The sequence below is a fragment of the Candidatus Paracaedimonas acanthamoebae genome (assembly GCA_017307065.1).
GTDB lineage: Bacteria > Pseudomonadota > Alphaproteobacteria > Caedimonadales > Caedimonadaceae > Paracaedimonas > Paracaedimonas acanthamoebae_A.
Genome location: JAFKGL010000045.1, coordinates 1 through 6,460 on the forward strand (window position 1 = coordinate 1; position 6,460 = coordinate 6,460).

7 protein-coding genes are annotated in these 6,460 nt (G+C 40.7%); all 7 read left to right on the forward strand.

Going from position 1 to position 6,460, the window contains the following annotated elements; genetic code table 11:
• The first annotated feature begins 37 nt into the window (after positions 1 to 37).
• Positions 38 to 289 carry a hypothetical protein gene (locus tag J0H12_07560; protein ID MBN9413754.1) on the forward strand — a complete coding sequence of 84 codons (252 nt, stop codon included), beginning with the start codon at positions 38 to 40 and terminating at the stop codon, positions 287 to 289.
• 304 nt (positions 290 to 593) lie between these two features.
• On the forward strand, positions 594 to 2,021 hold the full coding sequence (locus J0H12_07565) for a hypothetical protein (GenBank protein MBN9413755.1): 1,428 nt from the start codon (positions 594 to 596) through the stop codon (positions 2,019 to 2,021).
• A gap of 195 nt (positions 2,022 to 2,216) precedes the next feature.
• Positions 2,217 to 2,966: a YebC/PmpR family DNA-binding transcriptional regulator gene (locus tag J0H12_07570; protein ID MBN9413756.1), complete on the forward strand. Its 750-nt coding sequence runs from the start codon at positions 2,217 to 2,219 to the stop codon at positions 2,964 to 2,966.
• Positions 2,967 to 2,993: 27 nt separating this feature from the next.
• Entirely contained in the window at positions 2,994 to 3,491 is a 498-nt protein-coding gene (ruvC, locus tag J0H12_07575; protein ID MBN9413757.1) for a crossover junction endodeoxyribonuclease RuvC, read from the forward strand.
• Complete coding sequence (gene ruvA / locus J0H12_07580; protein MBN9413758.1) at positions 3,488 to 4,096, forward strand: Holliday junction branch migration protein RuvA; 609 nt, start codon at positions 3,488 to 3,490, stop codon at positions 4,094 to 4,096. Before ruvC ends, ruvA begins: the two co-directional genes overlap by 4 nt.
• Before the next feature lie 3 nt (positions 4,097 to 4,099).
• On the forward strand, positions 4,100 to 5,095 hold the full coding sequence (gene ruvB / locus J0H12_07585) for a Holliday junction branch migration DNA helicase RuvB (protein ID MBN9413759.1): 996 nt from the start codon (positions 4,100 to 4,102) through the stop codon (positions 5,093 to 5,095).
• A gap of 439 nt (positions 5,096 to 5,534) precedes the next feature.
• Positions 5,535 to 6,460: hypothetical protein (locus J0H12_07590; protein ID MBN9413760.1), on the forward strand; the 926-nt coding region annotated here is incomplete at its 3' end.

Consider the following 6,460-nt stretch of genomic DNA (forward strand, 5'->3'; position numbering starts at 1 on the left):
AGACTAGACTAAATTGGATGTTTGACAGCGTGAATAAATGACCATAAAGGCCTTCAACTGGCAACTGGCAACTGGCAACTGGCAACTGGCAACTGGCAACTGGCAACTGGCAACTGGCAACTGGCAACTGGCAACTGGCAACTGGCAACGTTCCTGTTTTTGGTATAGTAGCGCAGAGGGCACGTCTCTCCTCAAGTTACCAGATGATACAAAGTTAGCAATTCTTGTGTCTGTTATTTGGAAAAAACTCAAGTCTAAGGTAAAAATTGTTATCAATCTTACACTGTAGTAGATGTTTCTGAATGTAAGTATTATGGACTTCATCATTTTGAGAGATTTTTGAAATCAAGAAAAAAAGCCTCTTAAAAAAGCCCAAGTATCCCTAAAATTATTTCTATCTCTTCTTGAAACAAGCTGAAGGGAAGGATAATAATGAGGCCAACAAAATAATTATTAAAATACTTCACTGAATACTTAAAGAATTTTTTAAATATCAAGTATTGAAATCTATTGATAAGCTCACTATATCTAAAAAAGTAAAGGTTAAAGACTAAAAAATTTTGATAAATATTTTAATATAAGGAGTTTTAATTATGTTGCGTCGTATTATGTTTTCACTTCTTCTGGCAACTTCTATCACAAGTGTGTATGCCTCAGATACTGAGGATAAGAAGATCAATGGGTTTCGGTTTCACAGAACGCCAGAAACGGGGACTATGATATATGATCAGACCGATAAAAACATAGGAAGCATCTTTCCCGAAAACACATTAGAGCTTTTAGAGCCGTATCCTATCGAAGATACCCTTATTCCCGTAATACCCTCTTTGTTAAAAGAATTTCCTAAGATTCAAAAAGTTAACATTAGCCGCGTTCCTTCTCTTAACCCTTCTAATGATGTTATGGCATCTTATCGATTGCTTAGGGCTTTGTTGAGTCACGATATTGCAACTATTAATATTTTTCGTCTCCAACTCTTAAAAGAAGATAACATTAATTTATTGCCAGAGAATAATTCTCTTCAAGCTCTTAGTATTTCCTATTGTCAAGGTGAGAAAAAAGTTACGGATTCTTCTCAAGATGAATTAAATCTTATGACATCTCAATTTATTCATCTCGTTAGTAAATTAGAGTCTCTGAGACGATTAATATTACCCCAAGCAGTATCAGACAATATTACCTCTTCAAATTTGACATATCTTAATCAAATTGAAAATCTTACCATAATTACTGGAACCTCAGCTATAAAGAGTCAAGATATTGCACAACTCCCTTCTTTAACTCGATTAGTTATGGGATTCACATCTTCTCATCCCGCTAATATAATGAGGTTAGGTGAAGGACTGAAAAAGAGAACAACACCTCTTTTCTTAGAGTTGATGGGCGGTTTTTTTAATGATAAAGAATTTAAACATTTTTTTAAAAATCAACAATATTCTCAGATAACAGGATTAAGTTTAAACAAAACTTCTGTGAGTGATCCCCAAAGTTTGCGTTATCTCGATTCAGCTTTCACAGATGGATCGCTTCAAACATTAGATTTAGGTATAAGGGTTTTTGATAAGGGAGGGTTGGATATTTTGCTTACGAGTTCATGTTTCTCAAATATTACTGCTTTAAATTTGTCAAACACTATACTCCTTAATGCGGACGTCTACACTCTGATGTCATCAGTGGCAAGTAATACAACTTTAAAGATTTTAAAAATGAGTCCATTTGTTACGGACATTCAACCTTTGCCTGAAAGAGGGAATACAACTTTAACAGCGTTATCTACACCTGGAGTAAAACTTACTATCCCAGACTTTGATAAGTTGTCTAAGCTCCCGAATTTAACAGATCTGGATTTTGGATATTCTGCGCAACCAGGCGAGAATCCTCTTGAAACCTTTAAGAGTGTCCGTACGACCTTAACTGCTCTTGAGCGCGTACATATCAATGGAGTTGGTCAAAAAGCAGAGAAAACTCTGGTCGACATCTTGAAAGATCAAAGTAATCATCCTTTTGATAAATATTTCTAGGATTTACCTTGAGAAGATTTGTTATCGGAACTCCAGCCAGAATGGCTGGAGATTTCTTAAGTTTTGTTCCCGGATTTTTTCATATACACTGAGGCAACCTCATAAGAAAAACGATTAATTTAACGAATCTCTTGACGTCCCCCCTGTTCCTCTGCGATTGATGAGATATAAAGTTGATTAAAAGATGAGGATTCAATGGCCGGACATTCCCAGTTTAAGAACATTATGCATCGTAAAGGCGCTCAAGATGCAAAGCGAGCAAAAGTTTTCACCAAACTTATTCGTGAATTGACAGTTGCCGCTAAAGAAGGGGGGCCGGATCTTTTAAGTAATCCACGTCTTCGCAGTGCTGTTATTGCCGCACGTGAGGCGAATATGCCTAAAGATACTATGGAGCGGGCCATTAAACGTGCCTCAGGCGGTGATGATGGTGCAGATTACCAAGCGATTCGTTATGAAGGATATGGTCCTGGAGGGGTGGCTGTTATTGTGGAAGCTCTTACCGATAATCGCAATCGAACAGCAGCAGAAGTGCGGTCGAGCTTTACAAAGTATGGTGGAAATTTAGGGGAATCAAACAGTGTTAGTTTTCAATTTGATCAGTTAGGACAAATCCTTTATCATGCCTCTAAAGCAAGCGCTGATCTTATGTTTGAAGCGGCTCTTAACGCGGGAGCTAGTGATGTCGTGACAACCCAAGACCAGCATGAAATCTATTGCAAGGTTGAAGAATTGGCAGCGGTTCGCGATATGTTAATGGCTAAATTTGGCGATCCTCAAGCTGCAAAACTTGTTTGGAAACCTCAAAATACCGTTCCTCTGGATGCGGATGCTGCAAAAAGCCTGTTTAAATTTCTGGATGTTCTGGATGATAACGACGATGTTCAGAATGTTTATTCAAATGAAGATATTGATGAATCTGTGCTGAAAACATTAGAACTCTAAACGCCCTATAGCAGAAAGAGAAACGAAGTGCCAACAATTATTGGCTTGGATCCCGGACTGCGGCATACAGGGTGGGGGATTGTGAAGGTGACGGGAAACGCCTTGAAATACGTGGCTCATGGCGTGATTAGCCCCTCAACGAAGCTTGATTTTGCAAATCGCCTTCGAGATCTTCATCAAGAATTGCAAGCTGTTATTTCCCACTATCAACCAGAAGAAGCCGCGGTTGAAGAAACTTTTGTGAATATGAATGCGAACTCAACCCTCAAATTAGGAATGGCTCGGGGCGTTGTTCTCTTGGTGCCTGCGCAACATGGCTTAAAAGTGGCCGAGTATGCCACGAATAGCGTCAAGAAAACAGTTGTTGGCGTCGGGCATGCGACAAAAGAGCAAGTTGCCCTGATGGTTGAAAGGTTATTATATGGTTGTAAAGGCGTTAAAGAAGATGCCGCCGATGCTCTTGCGGTGGCAATTTGTCATGTTCATACCGCCTCAATCGAAAAAAGATGGAAGAATGGTATATGATCAGTAAATTAACAGGCCTTATTGATTCAACTTATGACCATAGCGTCGTCATTGATGTGAATGGCGTTGGCTATAGCATTCTCTGCTCTCAAAAAACCTTAAGTAAACTTGGGAAAATAGGCGAGACCGCTACCCTTTTTACGGAAATGATTGTTCGCGAAGATTTCATGCAATTGTATGGATTTAAGACAGGCGAAGAAAGAGAGTGGTTTCGTCTCTTCTTATCTGTCCAAGGCGTGGGGATGAAAGTGGCCCTTGCGATCTTATCGATTGCAGAACCTGCCCAGTTCGCGCAAGCAATCGTGCATCAAGATAAGAATTTCTTTGCCCAGGCAGAAGGTGTGGGGCCAAAACTCGCCATGCGTTTGGTTCATGAGCTGAAAGACAAGGTCAATAAGCAAATGCCGATAGGGACTTTGGATATCAATCAAGGATTTTCATTGCCAACAGTGGCGGCTCAAGATGCCTTATCAGCTTTAACTAATCTAGGTTATAAGTTGGGCGAAGCGCAGGAAGCCTTAAATTTTGCCCAACAAAAAGCTGGGAAAGATGCTACAATTGAAGACTTAATCCGTTTAAGCTTAACAAAACTTGCGAGGATATAAAGCTTGCACCTGGAACGACTCACAGATCCGAATAGTCTTGATGAAGATTTTCCTGAAAAATCTTTGCGCCCAAGCTCTCTTCAAGATTTTATTGGTCAGCAATCCGTCCGTGAAAATTTGAGAATTTTTATTGAAGCGGCACGCCAACGAGAGGAAGCTTTAGACCATGTCCTTTTTTATGGACCTCCTGGGTTAGGAAAGACGACACTTGCGCAGATTGTCGCGACTGAATTGGGGGTTAACTTTCGAGCAACCACAGGGCCAATCATTAATAAACCAGGTGATCTTGCGGCGATTTTAACCAACTTACAGCCCAAAGACGTTCTTTTTATTGATGAGATTCATCGGCTGAATCCCACGATTGAGGAAGTTCTTTATCCGGCAATGGAAGACTTTAAGCTTGATTTGATCATTGGAGAAGGGCCGGCAGCGCGTTCTATTCGAATCGATTTGCCGCCTTTTACCTTAGTTGCTGCAACGACGCGAACAGGCTTGATTACGTCTCCTTTGCGAGATCGTTTTGGTATTCCGCTCCGACTTGAGTATTACACGCCGGCAGAACTCGAGATGATTGTTGCCCGGGCCGCAAGGCTTCTTTCTTTTCCCATGACGGCAGATGGCATCAAAGCGGTTGCTCATCGGGCACGAGGAACGCCTCGTATTGCGGGACGCCTTTTAAGAAGAATTAGGGACTTTGCGGAAGTGATGAAAATCCCAGAAGCAGATGCTGAATTCTGTGCACAGGCCCTCAACCGGTTAGGCGTTGATCAAGAGGGCTTGGATGCCTTAGACCGACAATATCTTAATCAACTTGCACGCGTCTATAATGGGGGACCTGTAGGTGTAGAAACGCTGGCGGCGGCTCTTTCTGAGCAGCGGGATACCTTAGAAGATGTGGTGGAACCTTATCTGATCCAGCAAGGTTTTTTACAACGAACCCCAAGAGGGCGTCAATTGACTTCAGAGGCCTATCGTATTTTAAGGTTGGATGCTTCCTAAGAAATTAGAAGTGACTCTTAGTTCGTATTAGTTGGTTGGCCCCGCACTTTTAATAGGCGGCATTGCAATCAAGAGATTGGAGGGAACCTTGCCGTATCCATAGCCGATTCGGAAAGGTAATTCTTTGATAGCTTCTTTCTGTTCGTTAAAATACCGTGCCAAATCAGGTTGCTTATAGGCCACAAAACTTTCGACATAAGGTCATAGTTATTTGATTTTTTTGCCAAAATTATTAACTTTTCAAAAAATATAAATCTAATAAAATTAGCAGATTGTGTTGAAAACAAGGTAAAAATTGAACTCATTAATTACCTTTTCTCTTATATTTTTTCAGAATGAGATTGTATGTATGGAAAGAAGTTTTAAAATGGAAAATTAGCATAATATCCATTAGATTCTTGTTAAGTTTTATTCATTGAACGTTAAGAGGAGAAATTAAATGCAGAAGAAATTAGTAGGGACAACTGCCCTTGCGTTATTATTATCGATAACGTCATTTAAGGTTCAAGCAAGCAGCTATTATCTTGAAGATGATGATTTTATGTCTCTTCCCTCAGGGAAAGCTGTGCAGATTGAATTAGATGATATTATTATGCAAACTCCTCTTCAGAAATCTACAAATCTCCCCCAAAACCAAGTGCCGCAGCCATTTTTTTCTCCAGTGGAAAATGATCATTCTGCACTCATAAGTCTTTTAGCTTCTTCAACAGTGATGGAGGCGCAACAAAAAAAGGCAATTAAAATTGCTCTGCCACAGCTACAAGATAATCCTTTAAATTTGAATGTAGTTCCTTTGCCGCCAGTAGTGCCAATACAAATGGCTCAACCTCAGGAACCTGATGTAGTTCCAGAGGTGAATATTGAGGAAGAACAAGTTCCGTTGCCTGCCGTGTTGCCTGCACAAGTGGCTCAACCTCAGGAACCTGATGTAGTTCCAGAAGTGAATATTGAGGAAGAACAAGTTCCGTTGCCTGCCGTGTTGCCTGCACAAATGGCTCAACCTCAGGAACCTGATGTAGTTCCAGAGGTGAATATTGAGGAAGAACAAGTTCCGTTGCCTGCCGTGTTGCCTGCACAAGTGGCTCAACCTCAGAAACCTGATGTTGCTCTAGAAGAGAATGTCGAGGAAGTTCAAATTCCGTTGCCGCCTGTGTTGCCATTACAAATGGCTCAACCTGAAGAACTTGATGTCGTTCCACAAGAAGATATTGAAGAAGATGATGCCTTTAAAAATCTAGGTAATTTTTTTGATGAGGAAGAAGAGATGAAAATCATTCCTCCCGCTCCCAGTGATGACGAGGAAGAAGAGATGAAAATCATTCCTCCCGCTCCCAGTGATGACGAGGAAGAAGAGATGAAAATCAT